General features: G+C 62.3%; 16 protein-coding genes. 10 read left to right on the top strand and 6 right to left on the bottom strand.

What is annotated here, in order from left to right:
- Positions 1 to 6 precede the first annotated feature (6 nt).
- On the bottom strand, positions 7 to 1866 hold the full coding sequence (locus QN224_RS03715; RefSeq protein ID WP_283975581.1) for a monovalent cation:proton antiporter-2 (CPA2) family protein: 1860 nt from the start codon (positions 1864 to 1866) through the stop codon (positions 7 to 9).
- A 149-nt stretch (positions 1867 to 2015) separates the two neighbouring features.
- Here QN224_RS03715 and QN224_RS03720 point away from each other — a divergent pair, with 149 nt between their 5' ends.
- From QN224_RS03720 to lpxK, 6 genes are all read left to right on the top strand, one after another.
- Positions 2016 to 3362, top strand: coding sequence for a TldD/PmbA family protein (locus tag QN224_RS03720; protein WP_283975582.1), 1347 nt, complete (start codon positions 2016 to 2018; stop codon positions 3360 to 3362).
- Between the two features lie 64 nt (positions 3363 to 3426).
- Positions 3427 to 4245 (top strand): 3'(2'),5'-bisphosphate nucleotidase CysQ, encoded by an 819-nt coding sequence (locus QN224_RS03725; RefSeq protein WP_283975583.1) that lies wholly within the window; start codon positions 3427 to 3429, stop codon positions 4243 to 4245.
- Positions 4246 to 4300: 55 nt separating this feature from the next.
- Complete coding sequence (locus QN224_RS03730; RefSeq protein WP_269284330.1) at positions 4301 to 4537, top strand: DUF4170 domain-containing protein; 237 nt, start codon at positions 4301 to 4303, stop codon at positions 4535 to 4537.
- A 91-nt stretch (positions 4538 to 4628) separates the two neighbouring features.
- Positions 4629 to 5942 (top strand): lipid IV(A) 3-deoxy-D-manno-octulosonic acid transferase, encoded by a 1314-nt coding sequence (gene waaA, locus QN224_RS03735; RefSeq protein ID WP_173510708.1) that lies wholly within the window; start codon positions 4629 to 4631, stop codon positions 5940 to 5942.
- Positions 5943 to 5965: 23 nt separating this feature from the next.
- Positions 5966 to 6670, top strand: coding sequence for an HAD family hydrolase (locus QN224_RS03740; protein ID WP_283975584.1), 705 nt, complete (start codon positions 5966 to 5968; stop codon positions 6668 to 6670).
- Between the two features lie 251 nt (positions 6671 to 6921).
- Entirely contained in the window at positions 6922 to 7968 is a 1047-nt protein-coding gene (gene lpxK / locus QN224_RS03745; RefSeq protein WP_283975585.1) for a tetraacyldisaccharide 4'-kinase, read from the top strand.
- 28 nt (positions 7969 to 7996) lie between these two features.
- Here lpxK and QN224_RS03750 read toward each other — a convergent pair whose 3' ends face one another.
- Positions 7997 to 8230 (bottom strand): DUF2093 domain-containing protein, encoded by a 234-nt coding sequence (locus QN224_RS03750; protein ID WP_136507310.1) that lies wholly within the window; start codon positions 8228 to 8230, stop codon positions 7997 to 7999.
- Between the two features lie 102 nt (positions 8231 to 8332).
- A complete protein-coding gene (gene mutL, locus QN224_RS03755) occupies positions 8333 to 10132 on the bottom strand; it encodes a DNA mismatch repair endonuclease MutL (RefSeq protein WP_283975586.1) in 1800 nt (599 codons plus the stop codon).
- Between the two features lie 391 nt (positions 10133 to 10523).
- On the opposite strand from mutL, the gene QN224_RS03760 reads away from it, so the two are divergent.
- The gene (locus QN224_RS03760) at positions 10524 to 12248 is read left to right on the top strand and encodes a response regulator (RefSeq protein ID WP_283975587.1); all 1725 of its coding nucleotides are present in this window, start codon (positions 10524 to 10526) and stop codon (positions 12246 to 12248) included.
- Positions 12249 to 12514: 266 nt separating this feature from the next.
- Positions 12515 to 13858 carry a bifunctional diguanylate cyclase/phosphodiesterase gene (locus QN224_RS03765; RefSeq protein WP_283976090.1) on the top strand — a complete coding sequence of 448 codons (1344 nt, stop codon included), beginning with the start codon at positions 12515 to 12517 and terminating at the stop codon, positions 13856 to 13858.
- Here QN224_RS03765 and QN224_RS03770 read toward each other — a convergent pair.
- A complete protein-coding gene (locus QN224_RS03770; RefSeq protein WP_283975588.1) occupies positions 13831 to 14799 on the bottom strand; it encodes a LysR substrate-binding domain-containing protein in 969 nt (322 codons plus the stop codon). The genes QN224_RS03765 and QN224_RS03770 overlap by 28 nt on opposite strands.
- Positions 14800 to 14890: 91 nt before the next feature.
- On the opposite strand from QN224_RS03770, the gene QN224_RS03775 reads away from it, so the two are divergent.
- Together QN224_RS03775 and QN224_RS03780 are read left to right on the top strand one after the other, a co-directional pair.
- On the top strand, positions 14891 to 16438 hold the full coding sequence (locus QN224_RS03775; protein ID WP_283975589.1) for a trimethylamine methyltransferase family protein: 1548 nt from the start codon (positions 14891 to 14893) through the stop codon (positions 16436 to 16438).
- 27 nt (positions 16439 to 16465) lie between these two features.
- Positions 16466 to 18514 carry an NADH:flavin oxidoreductase gene (locus tag QN224_RS03780; protein WP_283975590.1) on the top strand — a complete coding sequence of 683 codons (2049 nt, stop codon included), beginning with the start codon at positions 16466 to 16468 and terminating at the stop codon, positions 18512 to 18514.
- Positions 18515 to 18654: 140 nt separating this feature from the next.
- On the opposite strand, the gene QN224_RS03785 is transcribed toward QN224_RS03780, so the two are convergent.
- Both QN224_RS03785 and QN224_RS03790 read right to left on the bottom strand, forming a co-directional pair.
- Positions 18655 to 19296 carry a PRC-barrel domain-containing protein gene (locus tag QN224_RS03785; RefSeq protein ID WP_173510700.1) on the bottom strand — a complete coding sequence of 214 codons (642 nt, stop codon included), beginning with the start codon at positions 19294 to 19296 and terminating at the stop codon, positions 18655 to 18657.
- Between the two features lie 594 nt (positions 19297 to 19890).
- Positions 19891 to 21615, bottom strand: coding sequence for an IlvD/Edd family dehydratase (locus QN224_RS03790; protein ID WP_283975591.1), 1725 nt, complete (start codon positions 21613 to 21615; stop codon positions 19891 to 19893).
- Between the last annotated feature and the right edge of the window lies 1 nt (position 21616).

Here is a 21616-nt window from a genome sequence, read left to right on the forward strand (position 1 = left end):
GGCTGCTCAGTCCGTCCCCGCCAGCGTCTCGTCCCGCCGTTGCCGATCCTCCGCGGGAAGGGTCGGCAGAATCCGCTCCTCGGTGTCGGCCGAGTGGTTCACTTCGCGCTTCGGCTTGACCAGCGGCTCCGGCCGGACCGGCCTCGAGTGCAGCATGTCGCGGCCCGCGGTAATGCCCTCGGCCTCCTGCAGAACGAGCCGCGCTTCGTCGCGGCGGCGGATATCGTCCATGATGGAGATTGCTTCATCGTTGCCCACACCCAGCGCTTCCAGCGTCTTGCGACCGAAGAGCAGGCCGGATTCGAAGGTCTCGCGCAACTCATAGTCGACACCCCTGGCGCGCAGTTCCAGCGTGTGCAGCCGGTCGTAGGAGCGGGCGAAGATGCGCGCGTTCGGGTATTCCGCCTGGACGAGGCCGATGATCCTGTCGGTCGTTTCCTTCTTTTGCGTGCAGATCGCGACGAGCTTCGCGCGCCCGATACCGGCGGCCCGCAGCACGTCCAACCGCGTGCCGTCGCCGAAATAGATGCGAAAGCCGAAGGTCGCCGCCTGGCGCACGCGCGCGGCGGAGTGATCGATGATCGTCACGTCGCGCCCTCCGGCGAGCAGGATCTGCGCCGCGATCTGGGCGAAACGCGAGAAGCCGATCATCAGCACGTCGGCGCCGGCGCCCTCGAAATCCTCATCCATCTCGTCGGCCATTTCGTCCTGTTCGTGCATCAGCCGCTTCGAGAGCATTGCCGCGACAGGCGTCAGCGCCATCGAAAGCGTCACGATGGCGACGAGTAGGGACGAGATTCCATGCGAAAACACACCTGCCGCGGCCGCCGCGGTGAAGAGCACGAAGCCGAATTCGCCGCCTTGTGGCAGAAGAAGGCCGATGCGGAGCGCGTCATTGTGGCGCGAGCCGGTGATGCGGCAAAGCCAGTAGAGCACGGCGCTCTTCACCAGCATCAGCAACGGCACCGCCACTATGATCAGGAGATAGTTCTCGACTATGACGTTGAGTTGCAGCGAGAGGCCGACGGCCATGAAGAACAAGGCCTGAAGGATGCCGCGAAAGGGTTCGATGTCGGCCTCAAGTTCATGGCGATAGGACGACTCCGCCAAAAGCACGCCGGCAAGAAAGGCGCCCATCGCCATGGAAAGACCGGCGAGTTGCATCAATGTTGCCGCACCCATGACGACGAGGAGCGCTGCCGCGATCATGACATCGCGCGCACCGGTGCGGGCGATCACCTGAAAGAGCGGGTTGAGAAGGTACCGACCCGCGGCGAAGAGGATTGCCACGGCGCTAACGGCTATCGCGAAATCCTGAAGCGGCGTCGTCGCATCTTCCGGTGCCTGCGCCGCCATCAACGGGATCACGGCGAGCAAGGGAACGATCGCCATGTCCTGCAGCAACAGGATGGAGAAGGCGCGTTGGCCGTAGCGGGTGTTGGTGTCGTTGCCTTCGTCGAGAATCTGCATCGCAAAGGCCGTGGAGGAAAGCGCGAGGCCGAAGCCCGCGATAACGCTCCCCCTCCATTCGAGAAGACCGGCAAAGGAAATCAGCAAAGACAGGACGAGACCGGTCAGGACAACCTGTGCCGTGCCAAGCCCGAAAATGTCGCGCCGCATCTGCCACAGACGCGACGGCTTCAATTCCAGGCCGATGATGAAGAGCAGGAACACGACTCCGAGTTCCGAAACGTGCAGAATCTCCTCTCCCTCGGTAATCCGCTGCGCGACCGGACCGATCAGTATGCCAGCGGCGAGATAGCCGAGAATCGTGCCGAGCCCCAGGCGTTTGAAGAGCGGCGCCGCGAGCACGGCGCCGCCGAGCAGCATCAGCGCCTGGGTATAAAGAAACGGTGTCGTTTGCATGCTCGATGTTCTCGTTGTGACGGCTTCAGGGATCCCACACGCGGGGCCTTTTGCCGGATATCATTTGGATGCTGGGACGGGAATCAAGATGATGCCCTTGATGCATGGTCCAGTGCACAATAAATGGGACAGGAATGAAAGGCCAAATCATGTCTGAGATGATCAATTCCGCTGCGTTGGAAAAGCAAGCCGCCGAGCTCGTCGAACTCGCACGCCGGGCCGGTGCAGACGCCGCGGACGCGGTCGTCGTGCGCGGCCGCTCCCGTTCCGTTTCGGTCCGGCTTGGCAAGGTCGAAGCGACGGAAGCCTCGGAAAGCGATGACTTTTCGCTGCGGGTGTTCGTCGGGCGACGTGTCGCAAGCGTCTCCGCCAATCCCGGTTTCGATCTGAAGCTGCTTGCGGAGCGGGCGGTAGCGATGGCCAAGGCTTCGCCCGAAGACCCATACGCGTCCCTGGCGGACTCCGACCGACTCGCGAAATCCTATCCGGACCTCGATCTCTTCGATGCCAGCGCGGTGTCGACCGAAGCATTGACCGAGGCCGCGCTTGCCGCCGAGGAGGCAGCGCTTGCCGTGTCCGGCGTCACTAATTCAAGCGGTGCCGGTGCTTCTGCCGGCATGGGCGGGCTCGTTCTGGTCACGTCGCATGGTTTCTCGGGCTCCTATATGGCGACCCGCTTTGGCCGCTCCGTCAGCGCGATCGCGGGTGAGGGCACGAAGATGGAGCGTGACTACGATTTCGACAGTCGCCTCTACTACGATGATTTGCGCACGGCCGACGACATTGGCCGCGTCGCCGGCGAACGGGCGGTCGCGCGCCTCAACCCGCGCCAGGTGCCGACTGCAAAGAATGTCACGGTCGTCTTCGACCCGCGCATTGCGCGCGGTTTCGTCGGTCATCTCGCGGGCGCGATCAACGGCGCGTCGGTGGCGCGCAAGACAAGCTTTCTGCGCGACATGATGGGCAAGCAGATCATGAAGGCGGGGATCGTGGTCACCGATGACCCGGTGATCGTTCGCGGCGCCTCCTCGCGGCCCTTCGATGGCGAGGGGGTCAGCGGTTCGAAGCTATCGATGGTAGAGGACGGTGTGCTGCGGCATTGGTTCCTGTCGACCTCGGCGGCCAAGGAACTCGGTCTTGAAACCAATGGACGCGGCGTTCGCGGCGGCCCCACAGTCAATCCCGCGTCGACCAATCTCGCCCTCGAACCCGGAGCGATTTCGCCCGACGATCTGATAAAGAGCGTCGGAACGGGTTTCTACGTCACCGAGCTCATCGGCCAGGGCGTGAATATGGTGACGGGAGAATATAGCCGCGGCGCTTCCGGTTTCTGGATCGAGAACGGCGAAATTACATTTCCGGTGTCCGAGGTAACGATCGCTTCCAATCTCAAGCAGATGTTCATGGCCTTGACGCCTGCCGACGACATCGACAGGAAATTCGGCATTGCCGCGCCGACACTTGCCATTGAAGGCATGACGCTCGCCGGAACCTGATCGCGAGTGCCGTGTTCCTCTAACTATTGAGGCGCGCGGGCCGGTCTCGCGCGTATGGAGTTGAATGTCAGAAACAGCCCGACCGCTCGCGTCCGTCTGGAGCGAGGACCTTGAGCTGATCCTCGCCGCGGCGATCGCCGCAGGCGACACGGCGCTCGGATATTTTCGCAAGACCTTTGACGTCCGCTGGAAGAACGAGGGTCGTTCGCCGGTGAGCGAGGCTGCTCTCGCCGCCAATGATATCCTCAAGGGAAGGCTGCTTGGTGCACGCCCCGATTATGGTTGGCTTTCCGAGGAGACGGATGACGACGAGAGCCGCCTCTCCCGTGAAAGCGTCTTCGTGGTCGATCCCATAGACGGAACGCGCGCCTTCATCTCCGGCCGCGATCTCTGGTGTGTGAGCGTCGCTCTCGTTCATCGGGGGCAGCCCGTTGCGGCCGTGCTCTATGCGCCGGCGCTTGGTGAGGTTTTTCAGGCGACCCGCGACGGCGAGGCGCTAAAGAACGGCGCCGCGATCGCTGTGCGCGCGCTCGAGCCTCAAGGGACGCTGAAGGTCGCGATGGCCGAGGATCTGGTCGGCAAGTTGGCTCCGGCATATCGCAAAAAAGTCGTGCGCGTGCCGCATGTGCCGTCGCTCGCCTACCGGCTGGCGATGATCGCGGATGGACGGATCGACGGGACCATCGTCAAGAAGAACTCGCATGACTGGGATCTGGCCGCTGCCGACCTCATTCTCGCGCGGGCAGGCGGCGTACTCTGTGGGCTCGACGGCGTGCCCCTGTCCTATAATCGCCCCATTGTCACGCACGGCTTTCTTGGAGCAGCCTCGAGGCCGGCGCTCCCGGCTTTGCTGGCCGCCTCGCGCTTGCTGGAGCCCCATTGACCTTTGGGGGCGAATGCCGCAAATCAACGCCACGCTTCAAAAAAATGGACTCCCGATGGCTCAAGATTCCGTGAAAAAACAACGTTTGCACCTCGTCTTCGGCGGTGAGCTGACGACGCTCACGAACGTCCAGTTCCGCGATCTGGACAAGCTGGACATCGTCGGCATCTTTCCCGATTACGAAAGCGCTCTTGCCGCCTGGAAGGCCAAGGCGCAGATGACGGTCGACAACGCCCATATGCGCTATTTCATTGTCCATATGCATCGTCTGCTCGATCCGGAAAATGACTGATGTCGGTATCGTTGGGACGCATGCGGCGTGCCTGCGCCCGGGCTGTGAGTAACACGAGCGTGAAGTTGCGCATGGGCGAGGGCGCGTTTTCATGAGCGGTCTTCGTGCACGGCTTGCGCTCTCCAGCTATCGCTGGATCGGGACGGCAATCTATCCTCTGGTCTGGTCCTATCTCGCCATACGCGCAGCGAAGGGCAAGGAGGACCCGGCGCGCCGCCGCGAGCGCTACGGTTATGCGAGTGCGCCGCGCCCACAGGGGCCGCTTGTCTGGTTTCATGCCGCGAGCGTCGGGGAAACGGCAGCCGTCACTCCGCTGATCAAGGAAATCCGCCGTCGCGGCATTGCGGTGGTACTGACGACCGGCACGACAACGTCGGCCCGAGTGGCCGCGGAACGGCTGGGCTCTACCGTCGTCCACCAATATGTGCCGCTCGATTTCAAACCGGCGGTGAGCCGCTTTCTCGACTATTGGGAACCGGATCTGGCGATCATCGCTGAATCGGAAATCTGGCCGATGACCATCATCGAACTCGGCAAGCGGCACATTCCGCAGGTTCTGGTGAATGGTCGTCTTTCGGACCGGACCTTCGCACGTTGGAAAAAGCGGCCGTCGCTTGCCGATGCACTCTTCGAGAACCTGGCGCTCGTCATCGCGCAGTCCGACGTGGATGCTGACCGGTTTCGCACGCTCGGCGCCCTCCCGGTCATGGTCTCCGGCAACCTCAAGGTCGATACCGACGCACCGCCGCATGATCCGAAGGCGCTCAAGGAGTATCGCCAGCAGATCGGCACCCGCAAGAGCTGGGCGGCGATCTCCACCTTCGAGGGCGAGGAGAATGCCGCGGCGACCGTTCATGGTGCATTGAAGGACAGGACGGGTCTCTTGACGATTATCGTGCCGCGTCATCCTGAGCGATGCGACGCGATCGAGGCGGCGCTGGTCGCCAAGGGCCTGAAGGTCGCGCGGCGGACGCGCAACGACCCACTGACACCGGATGTCGACATTTTCCTTGGCGACACGATCGGCGAAATGGGTCTTTATCTGCGGCTGACCGAGGTCGCCTTCGTCGGACGTTCGCTGTTCGCCGAAGGCGGACAGAACCCGCTGGAGCCGGCCATGCTCGGCTGCGCGGTGCTTTCCGGCGGCAACGTCCAGAATTTTCGCGAGACCTACCAGATGCTTGCCAAGAACGGCAGCGCCAAGATCGTGCGCGATGTCGAAATGCTGGCCAAAGGCGTCAACTATCTGCTCGGCAACGACGACATGCGTCGCTCGATGATCGACGCCGGTCTCGAAAGCGTGCAACAGATGCGTGGCGCGCTGACGGCGACAGTCAAGGGACTCGAGCCCTATATCAACCCGCTGGTCGTGAAGGCGCGGCTGGAGCCGCGTATCGAAGGCTGAAGCGCCAATTTGCGGATCGGATCATGGTGGCCTCGAAAACAATCGCCGGCATTTTGTTCGACAAGGACGGCACGCTCCTCGACTACGTGAAAAGCTGGGTGCCCGTGAACTACGAACTGGCGCGCATCGCGGCAAAGGGCGACGAGCAACTGGCGAGAGTGCTGCTTCAGGCTGGCGGAATGGACCCGGACAGCGGGTATGTTGCACCGGACAGCCTGCTTGCCGCCGGCAACACGGTGGAAATCGCGACAGGCATGGTTTGTGCCGGTGCGCCCTTCACCGTCGAGCAATTGACGACGCTTTTCGACGGCCTTTTTGCGCAGTCCGCGGACTATGCCGTTCCGGTGACCGATCTCGGAGCCTTCTTTGCCGACCTGCATGCGAAGGGCTATCGTCTGGGCGTCGCCTCGAGCGACAATGAACGATCCATCCGGGAAACCGCCAGACGCTTCGGTTTCGACGGCTACCTGCATTACGTCGCCGGCTATGACAGCGGTCATGGCGTCAAGCCGGAGCCGGGCATGGTGCTCGGCTTCTGCACGGCGACTGGGCTCGAGCCGTGTCAGGTGGCGGTCGTCGGCGACAACAATCACGACATGTACATGGGTCGCAATGCCGGTGTCGGCCTGACGGTCGCCGTCCTGACCGGAACAGGCTCGCGCCAGTCCCTTGCCGCCGCCTCGGATCATTGCCTCACCGACATAACCGAACTGGAGGCGGTGCTTTAGCTATTGGCACCCTCCGGCTTGCCTTTTTTCCCGTTCTGACGTTTTTTGTCCGTCGCGTCGTTCAGCCCAGCGCGGCTGCGGCGGAGCTACTGCATGTTCCCTTATATCGGAACCGATTGGAGGATAGGAACATGCAGCAATTCAAGTGCTGCAGCGACCCCTGCGCGTCTTCCGGGCGCACGGCGCTGCAGGGGGTGCGCTTTCCTGGCCGGTTTGGGGGCAGGGCAGGTCGTGGAGGCAGATTAGACAGAATGGTTTCCGAAGCGCCACCGTTCTGGTGGACCAAGGCTGATTGGCGCGCCTATGCGCTCTGGCCGTTTTCCTGGGTGTACGGCCGCCTCGCCGGCATGCGCATGGATCGCGCCCGCCGCGCCTCGGCGCCGGTGCCGCTCATCTGTGTCGGCAACTTCACCGTCGGCGGGGCTGGAAAGACGCCGACGGCCATCGCGCTTGCGCGAGCCGCCAAGGCGAAGGGGTTGAAGCCGGGCTTCTTAAGCCGCGGCTATGGCGGCTCGCTGGACGTCACGACGATCGTCGACCCGCATCACCACCGTGCCCGCGACGTCGGCGACGAGCCGCTGCTGCTTGCCCGTGAAGCCTTGACCGTCGTTTGTCGCCGCCGTGTCGAGGGCGCGCGCAAGCTCGCCGCCGAAGGCGCCGACATCATCATCATGGACGACGGCTTTCAGAGCGCGCGGCTTGCATTCGACTTCGCCTTGCTCGTGGTCGATTCCGGGCGAGGCATCGGCAATGGACACCTCGTGCCCTCGGGACCGGTTCGCGCACCCATCGGCGACCAGTTGCGGCACGCAACGGCGCTTCTGAAAATCGGTAACGGATCTGCGGCCGATCCTCTGGTCCGCCGCGCGGCCCGGGCAGGCAAGCCCGTCTATGCGGCGGAAACCATCCGGATCGACGACGGGCAGCTTGCAGGCGTCAAGGTTCTTGCCTGGGCCGGTATCGCCGATCCGGAGAAGTTCTTCCGGACCGTGCGCGAGACGGGTGCGATCATCGAGGAGACGCGGAGCTTTCCCGATCATCATCACTTCTCCGACGATGAAATTGCCGATCTGCTCGATCGCGCCGCGAGCCAGGGCTATACGCTGGTGACCACATCGAAGGACATGGTCCGTCTCGAACCCGGACATGGCCGGGCGGGAGAACTGGCAGCCAAGAGCAAGGTGATCGAAATCGACGTGCGCTTCGACGACCCGTCAATCCCCGGCAAAGTCATCGACCGGACGCTTGCCGCCGCGCGATCGCGCAAGCTGCGGGAGGCGAAAGCAGTTACTCTCTGACTGGGCGGCTATAGCGAAACCGGCTTCTTCAGCGCCGCTGGTTGGGGAGCGCGCCGGCACGTTTTTCCGCTTCGAGGGAGGCTGCGGCGTCCACATAGGGCTCCTGCCGGGCGACGCTCCAGTAGCGCAACTCGTCCACGGGAATCGCCTTGCCCGTCATGGCACAGACGACGTGCGATCCGGCAAGCACGATCTGGAAGTCGCCATCGAGATAGCGGATCTTCGCCTCGCGCGAGGAACTTCCTTCAAAGCGGTTCATCATTGCCTGCGTCTGCCTTCTCACTCGATCGTTTCCCTGATCTATCCCAGTGCCCGAAAAAACACCAGTGCGCCCGGCGTGCAACTGCGGACCGTCGATCGCTCGTCAGCTGCGACCGAAGAGGCGTTCAATATCCGAGAGCTTCAGCTCGATATAGGTCGGCCGGCCGTGATTGCACTGGCCAGAGCCCGGGGTCGCTTCCATCTGGCGAAGCAGCGCATTCATCTCCTCCGGCCGCATGCGGCGGCCGGAGCGGACCGAACCGTGACACGCCATAGTCGCCGCGAGATATTCGAGCCGCCCCGCAAGGCCCGTTGCAGTATCCCATTCCGCAAGCTCGTCGGCGAGCTGCCGCACCAGGCCCGCCGCATCCACTTCGCCCAGCATGGCAGGCGTTTCGCGCACGGCGATCGCCCCCGGCCCAAAGCGCTCTATCGCGAGGCCGAGACGGGCGAATTCATCGGCATGCGTCATCAGTCGATCGCAATCGTCCTCGGGGAGATCGACGATCTCGGGGATGAGCAGCGTCTGTGCGGGCACCGGGCGGGAATGGAGCGCGGTTCGCATGGTCTCGAAGACGAGTCGCTCATGCGCGGCGTGCTGGTCGACGATCACGAGACCATCGTCCGTCTGCGCGACAATGTAGTTTTCATGGAGCTGCGCGCGCGCGGCACCAAGTGGAAAAGACGAAGGAGATGCATCGGAAAGGCGTGTTTCTTCGGTCGGAGCGGCGGAGCGTGCCGATGGTTGGGAGAATTCCGCAAAGGTTTGCTGCGGAGCCTCGGCGAAGCCATTCTCCGTTCGGTCGAAATGCACCGGGCGGTAGGGCGAGGCCGCTGGCGTCCAGGGTGCCGATGGCCTCTGCATCTCCGGCCGGAAAGCGCGCACCATTCCGCTCGCGCCGGTCGTGGCTGCGCGATCTCCGTCGCGCCCCAAGGCCTCGCGGATCGCGCCGATGAGCAGCCCGCGGATCAGGCCCGGATCGCGAAACCGGACGTCCGACTTCGCCGGGTGTACATTGACATCGACGAGCGCCGGATCGAGGACGATCGAAAGGACGGCAACCGGGTAACGGCCTTGGGGGATGGTTTCGGCATAGGCGGCGCGGATGGCGGACAGGATGAGCTTGTCCTGCACCGGCCGGCCGTTGACGAAGACGTACTGCTGAAGCGAGTTGCCGCGGTTGAAGGTCGGCACGCCGGCATACCCCGTAAGCCGGGTGTCCTCCCGTTCGGCGTCGATCTCTATTGCATTGTCCCGGAAATCCTTGCCGAGTACCTGCGCCATCCGGGCCAAGCGGTCTTCGCCAGTGGCGGGGAACTCCAGGGTCGTGCGGTCGGAGCCCGAGAGCACGAACCGCACCTTCGGGAAGGCGATCGCCATGCGGCGGACGACCTCGGAAATCGCGGCGGCCTCCGCCTTTTCCGATTTCATGAATTTGAGCCGGGCAGGGGTTGCGAAGAAAAGGTCGCGCACCTCGACGACGGTGCCCGCATTGGCAGGTGACGGGCGAACGGTTTCGGTCCTGCCGCCGGCGATAGTTATCGCCGCGCCCTCATTCGCGCCGGCCGTCCGCGTCGTGATCGACAGTCGCGCGACCGATCCGATCGAGGGCAGGGCCTCGCCGCGAAAGCCGAGAGTCCGGATGTCGGTTAGGCTGTCGCTGATCTTGGAAGTGCAATGGCGCTGAACCGCCAGAGCGAGATCGCCCGGCGACATGCCGCTGCCGTTGTCGGTCACCCTGAGCAGTGTCTTGCCACCGCCCGCAGTTGCGATCTCGATTCTGGTCGCGCCTGCGTCGAGCGCATTCTCGATCAGCTCCTTTGCGGCGCTGGCGGGTCGCTCGATGACCTCACCGGCGGCGATCTGGTTGATGAGTGTTTCTGAAAGCTGTTTGATGATCATGACCCATTTTCCCGGATTCGGCGCGCGAGGGAAAGGGGCTTGTGCGGCGGTGCCGCCGCAGACGGAGCGATCACGAGGCGATCGGCGTGGAAAATGCGGCCATGATTTAATTCCGCTTTAACGTTCTGCTGCGATTTTCCACAACAACCTGAATGAGAACGGGTTTTATCTTTGGAGCTCCGCGGCGTTGCTGGACGCCGTCACGCATTCCGCCCGAAGAGACGCCTTCCGAGGCCAACCAGCATGTCCCGGAATGAAACCGCCGCCACAGCGCCGTGTGTCTTTTCAGACTCACAAAGGCCGCTGTAAAACTTTGGATTGCTGCATCGTTTTGTCCCTAAATCGTTTCCGATTTAAGGAATCATGCAGAGGGCGAAATGAGGACAGCGCGATGAACGATGTGGCGTCGGGCGGCGCAGACATCAACAGGGTCATTCTCGAGTCGAGTTGCGACGCGCTTGGTCTTGCTTTGCTTGTTTGCGGTCGAGACGACACGATCCTGTTCGCCAGCCCCTCGATGCTGCAGTTCTTTCCGGTTCCAGCCCGCCTTTTGGCGCCCGGCACTCGGCTTCGCGACTTTCTCGGTGCCGTCTATGATACCGGTGTGCGCCCGGGGACATTGCCTGAGAACAGCCGCCGCCGGGCCAACAGGGAAGATTGGATCGCCGAGCATATGGCGTTGCATTGGCGCGAGCGCTACGAGAATGTCGAGCGGGCGGGCCGTACCCGCTGGGTCTCTCTGCGCAAGCGCCGGTTGTCGAGCGGTATCGGCATATTGTCGGTCACTGATATTTCCGAACAGAAGAAGCGCGACGAACAAGTTCAGACCGACCTCGAACGCGTGGAACTGACGGAAGAGATTCTCGACGCGCAGCCGAATCCGATCTGCGTCAAAGACCGAAACCTCAACTACATCGCCGTCAACAAGGCGTTCTGCACAATTCATGATCTGACGCAGGAGACGATCCTCGGGCGCTCCGCCTGGGATCTCGTCGACGCCGAACTGGCGGAGCGGTTCGAACAGTCGGATCGACTGGTGCTCGAAACCGGCAAGCCATATTCGGAAGCGGAACATATCGTGCGCGCCGATGGCAGCGATCTCTGGGTCGTGACGCGCAAATATCGCATCGGCATGCCCGGCCGCCATTTCGTCGTGACCTGCATGAACGACGTCACCGATATCGCGGCCTGGTATCACGGCACGGGTGAGAACAAGGGCGGCAGCGGCCTGCAGATTCTGGACTACAGCATCTTTACGCCGGCACAGAATTTCTACGATCCCTTTCGTGCATTGAATGTTCAGCAACTGGTCGAAGCGGGATCGATGATCGAGACCCTGCCCGCGCGTGGACTGCGCGTGCTGCTGGCGACCGGCGACCGAAGCGTGGAGGAACGGCTCGTTGCGCGTCTGCGCGGTTCCGGTCTCGATGCTTGTGCTGTGCGCAACATCGGCGAACTCGAGACTTTCGCATCGGCTGCCGAACATTCCGGGGTAAAGCTCGATATCCTGGTGCTCGATGGCGCCTTCTCGGAGCTCAGGCGTGTCCTTGCCGGCTGGCATGCAAGCCCTGTCCTCAAGATCTCCGGCGACATCGATGCCGGCCACCTGCTCGCGGAGATCTTTCGCGCTTGCGCCGAGCGTCCACAGGCGCGGGCGTCGCTTTCGCAGGCGGACTGGGAAATCTCCTTTGAAAGCGATGTTGCGCCCGGAACGCACGCGCCGGACATTGAAGTGCTGGTCGCCGAGGACAATCAGATCAACCAGTTCGTCTTCGCCCAGATACTGGAGGGGCTCGGGGTTTCCCATCGGATCGCCGCGAATGGCAGGGAGGCGGTAGAGCTCTGGCACGAACTTCAGCCGGCATTGGTCCTCATGGACGTATCGATGCCGGTCATGAACGGCTTCGATGCCGCAGCGGCCATCCGCGATGCCGAAAAGGGGACCGACCGGCGAACACCGATCATTGCGGTGACCGCGCAGGCGCTCGATATCGACCTTCGGCAATGTGAAGCGGTCGGGATGGACGACCACATCATGAAACCGGTCAGCCCGGACATGATCGAAGCGATCCTCAGAAAATACATGCCCATGGGGAACATGCGTGCCGTCGGCTGAGGCTCCAATCTTGTCAATTCGCCAGAATTAGGGATGCCGACGGAAGATTTGATAGCGAGGCGATATGGGATTGTTAACCCCCGATTGTCATCGTCTGCATCGAACTGCCAGAAAGTGTAGAGCCTCGCAGCAATGAATGCGCTTCGTCCAGCCGCCCAGCCACTGCTTTCGCCGACGCGGGAGATCCATCTCCGTCGGCGAGGGTCGCTGCGCCGCGGCCGTTTCCTAGCGCCTGCGCCAGCCCGCCGCGAGAGCTTGCGGCCATGATGTGGAGGCAGGCCGCAGGTCATGAGATTGTCGAGGTGCCGCCTCCCGTTCCGCTCATCGATCAACTGACTGGCTTGGGTAATGGCCGGCATTTGCGGCAAAAGGTCTGCGAGCTTGCCGCGGAGCGCGCGAGCGACCCGGCGCCGTTCACGATAGGCCTTGCCAATCTCGATGGGTTCAAGCCGATCAACGACCTGTTCGGGCCGGAAGCCGGCGATCAGATCCTCTGCCAGGTCGCACACCGCCTGAAAGCCTGCGTTCCGGAAGGTGCGACCGTGACACGCACCTCGGACGACGAGTTCGCATTCGTCCTGCCGCTGATCTTCGAGCGCAAGGGCGCCGAAAAGCTTGGCCGCGTGCTGAAGGAAGTGTTGTCGGCGCCCTTCGATCTCGGCGATCGCAACGTCCGCCTGTCGGCGTCCTTCGGCTTCGCGGTCTATCCTTTCGCCGGCAATAGCTTTGAAGACCTGCTGAAGAGCGCCGACACAGCGCTCTATCGGTCGAAACGGCGCGGTCGTGGCCAGATCACCGTCTATTCGCAGGAGATCGCCCAGGAGATGAAGCGCGCCACGCAGCTCGAACAGGCGCTGCGCAACGCGATCATAGCCGATCAGGTCGACGTGCATTTCCAGCCCATCGTCGATCTTCGCAGCGACACGGTCGTCGGCTTCGAAGCGCTGGCAAGATGGTGTGACGCGGATCTCGGCTACGTTTCGCCATCCGTGTTCGTGCCGCTTGCCGAAGAGCGCGGCTTTATCGAGTCGCTGGCGGAAACGCTTTTGCGCAAGGCGGCACAGGCCGCGTTGTCGTGGCCGAAGGAACTTTTCCTTTCCTTCAATCTCTCCTCTGCGCAGCTGATGGATACCGCGACCAGCGCGCGTCTGCTGTCGATCATTGATCAGGTCGGGCTCGACCCACGCCGGCTGGAGCTTGAGATCACCGAGACAGCGGTGATGGCGGATGCCGACGTGGCGCAGAAGATCGTTTCCGAATTGCGGGCGGCGGGCGTGCGCGTGTCGCTCGATGATTTCGGGACGGGACAATCGAGCCTCGGCCGGCTGCGGGACTTTTCCTTCGACAAGGTGAAAATCGATCGCGCCTTCGTCTCCCGGATCTCCGCCGATCGCGCGTCGGAACATATCATCAAGGCCATCGTCTCGATGTGCGAAGGGCTGGAGCTTGAGGTCGTCGCCGAGGGCATCGAGGATTTTTCCGAAGCGCTGAAGTTGAAGGCGCTCGGCTGCGGCATGGGGCAGGGCTATTTCTACGGCAAGCCGGCGGACGCCGTTGCGACGATGCGTTATCTTTCCGATCGCTATCGCGAAGTAGCGGCATCCCGTTGATGGTCGCCTTCATCGGCACCGGCCGCGGAACGGTCACGCAACCCCTCGTCTAATAGCCAGTCCCTGATGCGCCGTGCTTGCGTGTTGAGTTCGCGCGACCGCGGCCAGACGACATAGAATGCGTGTCCGGTCCTCAACACGTGCCCGCCCACCGGAACAAGTGCGCCGGAGCGGACCTGCCGCTCGATCAGGTGTTCCCAGCCGAGCGCGATTCCTTCCCCGGCAAGCACTGCCTGGATGACCAGCACGTAGTCGTTTATCGTAAGCCGTCGCCCCTGCGCAGGATAAGCAAGGCCCGCACTCGCGAACCACTCCGTCCAGTCGCAAGCTCGCCGCACGGGCTCTTCGAGATGGATGAGATTGTGTCGTGAGAGGTCGGCCGGCGTTTCTGGCAGGCCATGCGCCTCGATATAGGCGGGCGTCGCAACGGCGTTGACCACTTCCTCGGCCAGCAGAGCCGCATGATATCGTGGCCAATGGCTGGGATCACCGCCTCGAATGCCCAAGGGAATGGGTTCTTCGTCGAGATCGAGGTCGCGCACGCTGGTCTGGATGCGAAGATCGATCTCCGGCAGGTCTTCGCGCAGCCGCGTCAGCCTCGGAAGCATCCACATCGAGGCAAAGGCGGTCGAAGCGGCGAGGGTGACATTCGTCTCGCGACCTTTCGCACGAATATCCTCAGCCGATTTCTGGATCCGCGACAGGCCAACCGAGACGTCCGCATGGAATTTTTCGCCTGCCTCCGTCAATTGGACCGCGCGGTGCACGCGGTGAAACAGCGGTACGCCGAGTTGGTCCTCGAGACCTCGGATGGCGTAAGATACCGCCGCTTGCGTCATTCCGAGCTCATTTGCGGCGCGGGTGAAATTCTGATGGCGGCCGGCCGCCTCGAAAACGATGAGGCTGGCGGCGGAAGGAAGGAGGCGGCGCAGATTTTCCATAAATGCAGCTTATAGAATGCGTCAAATTTTTCCAGCGTTACAATCACCTTGATCGTCACTAGCATCATGAAAAATGATGGGAGGTTGGCAAATGGAAGCATCGTCGGCAGCAACGGGAGAGGCGTCTCGGCGAACCCGGGGTGCCAGATCGCAGCGACGGGAAGCCGGCAGGAATCTCGGCGTTCCCTTTATCGTCCGCAACATACCGACCTACGATATTCTCGGCGAGGAAAGCCTGCAGCGGATCGAGAGGATCGCGGATCGTATTCTCGCCGAAGTCGGAATCGAGTTTCGCGATGATGCCGCGGCGCTTGATCACTGGAAGCGGGCTGGCGCAAGGATCGATGGCGTCCGGGTCACCTTCGAACCCGGCATGTTGAATGAAATCGTCCGTTCGGCACCGGCGCAATTCACCCAGCATGCCCGCAATCCCGCCCGCAATGTCGAGATTGGCGGCCGCAACGTCGTCTTCGCTCCAGCCTATGGCTCTCCCTTCGTGACCGACATTGATCGGGGCAGGCGCTACGGCACGATCGAGGATTTCCGCAATCTGATCAAACTCGCCCAGTCGAGCCCTTGGCTGCACCATTCCGGCGGAACGATCTGCGAGCCGGTCGACGTGCCGGTCAACAAGCGCCATTTTGATATGGTCTACAGCCACATCAAATATTCCGATCGCGCCTTCATGGGTTCGATTACGGCCGAGGAGCGTGCCGAGGATTCGATCGAAATGGCGCGCATCCTCTTCGGCGCCGATTTCGTGGACAAGAACTGCGTCATTCTCGGCAACGTCAACGTCAATTCGCCGCTCGTCTGGGACGGAACGATGACCAGGTCGTTGCGCGCCTATGCGCGCGCCAACCAGGCGGCGGTCATCGTGCCCTTCATCCTGGGCGGGGCGATGGGGCCTGTGACCAATGCCGGCGCCATCGCCCAGTCCTATGCCGAAACGCTTGCCGGTTGCGCGCTGACGCAGCTCGAACGAAAGGGAGCGCCGGTGATCTTCGGCAACTTCCTTTCCTCGATGTCGCTTCGCTCCGGCTCGCCTACTTTCGGGACGCCGGAGCCGGCGATCGGCAGCATGGTCGTCGGGCAGCTCGCCCGCCGGTTGGGCCTGCCGCTGCGCTGCGCCGGCAATTTTTCCAATTCGAAGCTGCCGGACGCCCAGGCGATGCAAGAGGGCGTCATGTCGATGCTGTCGGCAGTCCATTGCGGCGCCAATTTCATCCTGCATTCGGCGGGTTTCGTCGATGGTCTGCTCGCGATGTCCTACGAGAAGTTCGTGATGGACACCGATTTCTGCGGAGCGCTCCACTCGTATCTCGCCGGCGTGGTCGTCGACGACAATGCGCTTGCGATGGATGCCTTTCTGGAGGTTGGGCCGGGCAGCCATTTTCTCGGATGCGATCATACGATGCGCAACTATCAGACCGCTTTCTGGGACAGCGCGCTTTCGGACAACGAACCGTTCGAGAAGTGGGTCGAGCAGGGCGAGACGGACATGGCGACGCGCGCCAACCGAAGCTGGAAGAAGACGCTGGCCGAATACGAAGCGCCGCCTCTGGATGTAGCAATCGACGAGGCTCTGATGGACTATGTCACCAGACGCAAGAACAGCATGCCCGACGCCTGGTACTGACCGGCACGACAGCCCAAGGACCGTTGAATGACCCTCTCGAAAGACCCGCTGCTCCAGCCTTACCGTCTAAAGCATTTGACTCTCAAGAACAGGATCATGTCCACGGCCCATGAGCCGGCCTATTCGGAAGACGGGATGCCAAAGGACCGCTATCGGCTCTATCATCTGGAAAAGGCCAAGGGGGGCATCGCGCTGACGATGACGGCCGGCTCGGCGATCGTTTCCGAGGACTCTCCGCCGGCTTTCGGCAATCTCTACGCCTACGCCGATGAAATCGTGCCGTGGCTGAAGAAGATCGCCGACGACTGTCATGAGCACGGCACCGCCGTCATGATCCAGTTGACCCATCTTGGCCGTCGCACGAGCTGGAACAGGGGCGACTGGCTGCCCGTGCTGAGCGCCTCTCCGATCCGCGAGCCGGCGCATCGGTCCTTTCCGAAGGAAATCGAGGAATGGGACATCGAGCGGATCGTCAGCGATTATGCAGCGGCCGCCAGTCGCATGCAGGCCGCCGGCCTCGACGGCATCGAGATCGAGGCCTACGGCCATCTGATCGACAGCTTCTGGTCGCCGGCCACCAATCATCGCGACGACGAATATGGCGGCTCGCTCGACAATCGTCTGCGCTTTATGAATCTGGTGCTCGACGCCGTGCGCAAGGCGGTCGGTCCTGACTTCATCGTCGGCACGCGCATGGTTGCGGATGAAGACTGGGACCAGGGCCTATCGAAGGAAGAAGGCGTCGAGATCGCAAGGCGGCTCGCCGGTTCCGGCAAGCTCGACTTCCTGAATATCATTCGCGGCCATATCGATCACGACGCGCCGCTCACCAAGGTTATCCCTATCCAGGGCATGGCCGCTTCACCGCATCTCGACTTCGCGGGAGAAGTTCGGGCGGCGACAAAATTCCCGATCTTTCACGCCGCCCGCATCGCCGACGTCGCGACGGCGCGCCACGCGATCGCCGAGGGCAAGCTCGACATGGTCGGCATGACCCGCGCCCATATCGCCGACCCGCATATCGTCAGGAAGATCGAGGAGGGACGCGAGGCCGAGATCCGGCCCTGCGTGGGCGCAACCTATTGTCTCGACCGCATCTATGAGGGCGGAGGCGCCCTCTGTATCCACAATGCGGCCACCGGGCGCGAGGCGATCGTGCCGCACGTCATTTCGAAGAGCGACGGACCCCGCCGGCGTGCGGTTGTCGTTGGGGCGGGACCCGCCGGCCTCGAAGCCGCGCGCGTGCTCGCCGAGCGCGGTCACTCGGTCGAGCTGCTGGAGGCGACCGGCGAAGCTGGCGGCCAGATCCTGCTTGCGGCGCGAAACCCCCGCCGCAGGGAAATGATCGGCATCGTCGACTGGCGGCTTTCCGAGCTCGAACGGCTGGGTGTCCCGATCCACTACAATGTCTTTGCCGGGGTGGAGGACGTGCTGGAGCGTGAGCCGGATCTTGTTGTCGTCGCGACCGGCGGCATCGCTCAGAATCCCACGCTCGGGACAGGCGACGACCTCGTCGTTTCAAGCTGGGATATCATTGCCGGCACGGTGAAAGCCGAGGGGCCGGTGCTGCTCTATGACGACAACGGCGCGCATAGCGGCATGACCGCAGCCGAGCTGATAGCCAGAGCCGGCATCGAGCTCGAAATCGTCTCGCCCGAGCGCATGTTCGCGCCCGAGGTCGGCGGCATGAACCATGTTCCCTACGCGAAGGCCTTTGCCGAGAAGAATGTGCGGGTAACGATCAACACCCGGCTGAAATCGGTGAGACGCGACGGCAACGCGCTTGTTGCGACGCTGGGTTCCGATTTTTCCGAGACCGCTTCCGTCGAGCGGCGAGTCGCGCAAGTGGTCGTCGAGCATGGAACGGTGCCGATGGCCGAACTCTACCTGGAGCTCAAGCCGCTGTCCCGCAATCTGGGCGCGGTCGACTACAAGGCTCTTATCCGTCGCGAAAACCCGATTGCCGTTCGCAATCCCGAAGGGACGTTCGACTTGTTCCGGATCGGCGATGCGGTGGCGAGCCGCAACATCCATGCGGGCATCTACGATGCGCTGAGATACGGCGTTCTGTTCTAGAGCAAGTCCGGAAAGTCTAACGGGTTCCGTCCGGAATTGCGTGGTTTCAAAAAGTTAGATCATGAAATGATCTGACTCGCAAAAAAAGCGGCGCATCACGCGCCGCTTCTGTTGGGAGCGGAAGTCCGCTCGGTGTCAACTTACTGCTGAGGTGCCGGCTGCGTCGGCGTTGCCGGCGTCGTACCCGTCGACGATGTCGTCGATGTGTCAACCGGCTGCGAGGACTGGCGCTCGGCCATCAGCTGCGCCTTCGTCTTGAACTCAGGCGCCGCCTTCAGCGTGTCGGCCGTTTCGGTCGTCGTCAGTTTCAACGCTGCCGTGTCGGCCTGCTCGGCGATCTCGATCCGGTCGAACGGGACCGCGACGTTCTTCTCGCCGATACCAAGGAAGCCGCCGACGCCGATCACTGCCGCTTCGACACCACCGTCCTTCTTGATGATCAGATCGTTGATTTCGCCGATGCTTTCATCGGCGGCATTGTAGACCGATTGGCCCACATAGGTGCTGGTGGCGATCTGGTCGTCCTTCTGCTCGGTCAGATAGTCCGCTTCAGCGGTCGTATCAGCAGGCGCTTCAGTACCAGCCGCAGGAGGCTTCTGGGCCTGATCGGCGGCCGGAGGCTCTGTCGCAGGCGGAGTTGTCCCGCCCGGCTGCATCTGCGTGGGTGCCGGTTCCGACGGAGGCGGGGGAGTTGTGGTCTGCTGCGCGAAACTTGTCGGGGCAAAGGTAACGCCCACGAGAAGCGCGCCAGCCGCAACGGAAGATACAAGTTTCTTTGTCATATCAGACTGCCTTTCGTTGACGTTGTCGATCACCCCCGCGGCGTTGGGAATCGGCCTCCCCACCGCGCTGGTGATACTCAAGCAACGTCCGGCAGCGAAATCTGTTCCGTAAAAAATGCAAGTGTCTGCCCGGGCCAATGGCGCCGATTCTACCTTTGGATGCTTTGTCTTGGCAGGATCAAGCGGTTGGTCGCCGTGTCACGCAAAGTCGGCTAACGAAGTCGTTTCTTTGTTTAGGTGTAGCTAAATCTAGGCCGGCAGCCAGGTCTTCTCGGATCGGCCCAGGCGAATACTTTGAGCGAGCGACGAAATTCGCAATGAAGGTCCCCGATCTTAGTTGATCCGGGACCTTCTTGTTCCATCATCAGTGGGTTTACATGGAGCGCCGATGACGTCCTTGAGCAAGTCCAGGAGCAGTGTGTTCCATCCGAAATTGCGTTGTTTCAAAGGGTTGGATCACTTCCATGTTTCAATGGAACAACGAAGTGATCCTAGAGCGCCGTGCGTTCAAATGAACGCACAAAGGGCGCCCTAGCACTTTGATTCTAGAGCATCTTATCCGCTTTCGGTGATTCCACCCGAAAGCGGGATGCTCTAGTGGCTTTCGCGTTGCACGTCGCTGCCGCTCTTGCCGACGAGGAAATCGAGGTCGGCACCCTTGTCGGCCTGCAGTACGGTCTCGTAATAGAGCTTGTAGTAGCCGCGTTGCCATTTCTGCTCCGGCGGCTGCCAAGCGGTCATGCGCGTCTGGAACTCCTCCTCGCTGATCAGAAGGTCCAACTCGCCCCTCAGGGCATCGAGGCGGATACGATCGCCGGTCTTGACGATCGCAAGCGGACCGCCAGCGTTGGCTTCCGGGCTGACATGCAGAACCACGGTGCCGAAGGCGGTGCCGGACATGCGCGCATCCGAAATGCGCACCATGTCGCGAACGCCCTTTTCGACAAGCCGGCGCGGGATCGGCATGTTGCCGACTTCCGCCATGCCGGGATAGCCCTTCGGGCCGCAGCCTTTGAGAACGAGGATCGTATCCTCGGTCACCGGCAGATCCGGGTCGTCGATCTTGGCCTTGAGATCTTCGATCGTCTCGAAGACATAGGCAGGGCCTTCGTGCGCGAGCAGATGCTCGCTCGCAGCCGATGGCTTTATGACCGCGCCGTTGGGAGCGAGATTGCCTTTCAGCACGCGGATGCCGGCCGCGGCGCGCAGCGGGTTGTCGAGTGGCCGGATCACGTCGTCGTTATAGACTTCCGCACCCTCCCAATATTTGCTGATCGGAACACCGAAAACGGTCGGCGCGTCCGGATGAAGCAGATGCCGAATGCGGTTCATCACTGCGGGGAGACCGCCGGCATAGGCGAGATCCTCGATGAGATACTTGCCCGACGGCATGCAATTGACGATGCAGGGAACCTGACCCCCAACCCGATCGAAGTCGTCCAGACAGATGTCGACCCCGGCGCGACCGGCAATCGCGAGCATGTGGACGACGGCATTGGTCGACCCGCCGACGGCGGCGTTGGCGATGATGCCGTTCTCGAAATTCTTCTTCGTCAGGATCTTGGACAGCCTGAGGTCCTCGTGCACCATATCGACGATCCGCTTGCCGGTCATGTGCGCGAGCGCCATGCGGCGGGCGTCCACCGCAGGAAGTGCCGCGTTGGTCGGGAGCGAAAGGCCCATGGCTTCCACCACAGAGGCCATCGTGGTTGCGGTGCCCATCGTCATACAGACGCCGGGCGAGCGCGACATGCCGCTTTCTGCGGCCATGAATTCCTGCAGGCTCATTTCACCGGCCCGCACGGCTTCCGAGAATTTCCAGACATCCGTGCCCGAACCGATGTCCTTGCCTTTCCATTTGCCGTTCAGCATCGGTCCGGAGGAAACGACGATCGTCGGCAGGTCGACGGAGGCAGCGCCCATCAATTGACCCGGCGTCGTCTTGTCGCAGCCGCCGAGCAGCACGACGCCGTCGATCCCGTGGGCGCGGATCGCCTCTTCGACGTCCATCGCCAGGAGGTTGCGGAAGAGCATGGCGGTCGGGCGCATCTGCGTTTCGCCGAGCGAGGAAACCGGGAACTCGACGGGAAAGCCGCCGGCCTCCCAGACGCCGCGTTTGACGCCTTCGGCCAGAACGCGCAGGTGGCTGTTGCAGGGCGTGAGCTCGGACCAGGTGTTGCAGATGCCGATGATCGGTCGCCCGTCGAAAACATGGTCAGGGAAGCCCTGGTTTTTCATCCAGGACCGATGAATGAAGCCGTCCTTGTGAGTTCCGCCGTACCAGTGCCGGCTTCTCAGTTCCTTTTTCTTTTCGCTCATC

Source organism: Sinorhizobium sp. 7-81, assembly GCF_030124405.1.
In the GTDB taxonomy this organism is placed as follows: domain Bacteria; phylum Pseudomonadota; class Alphaproteobacteria; order Rhizobiales; family Rhizobiaceae; genus Sinorhizobium; species Sinorhizobium psoraleae.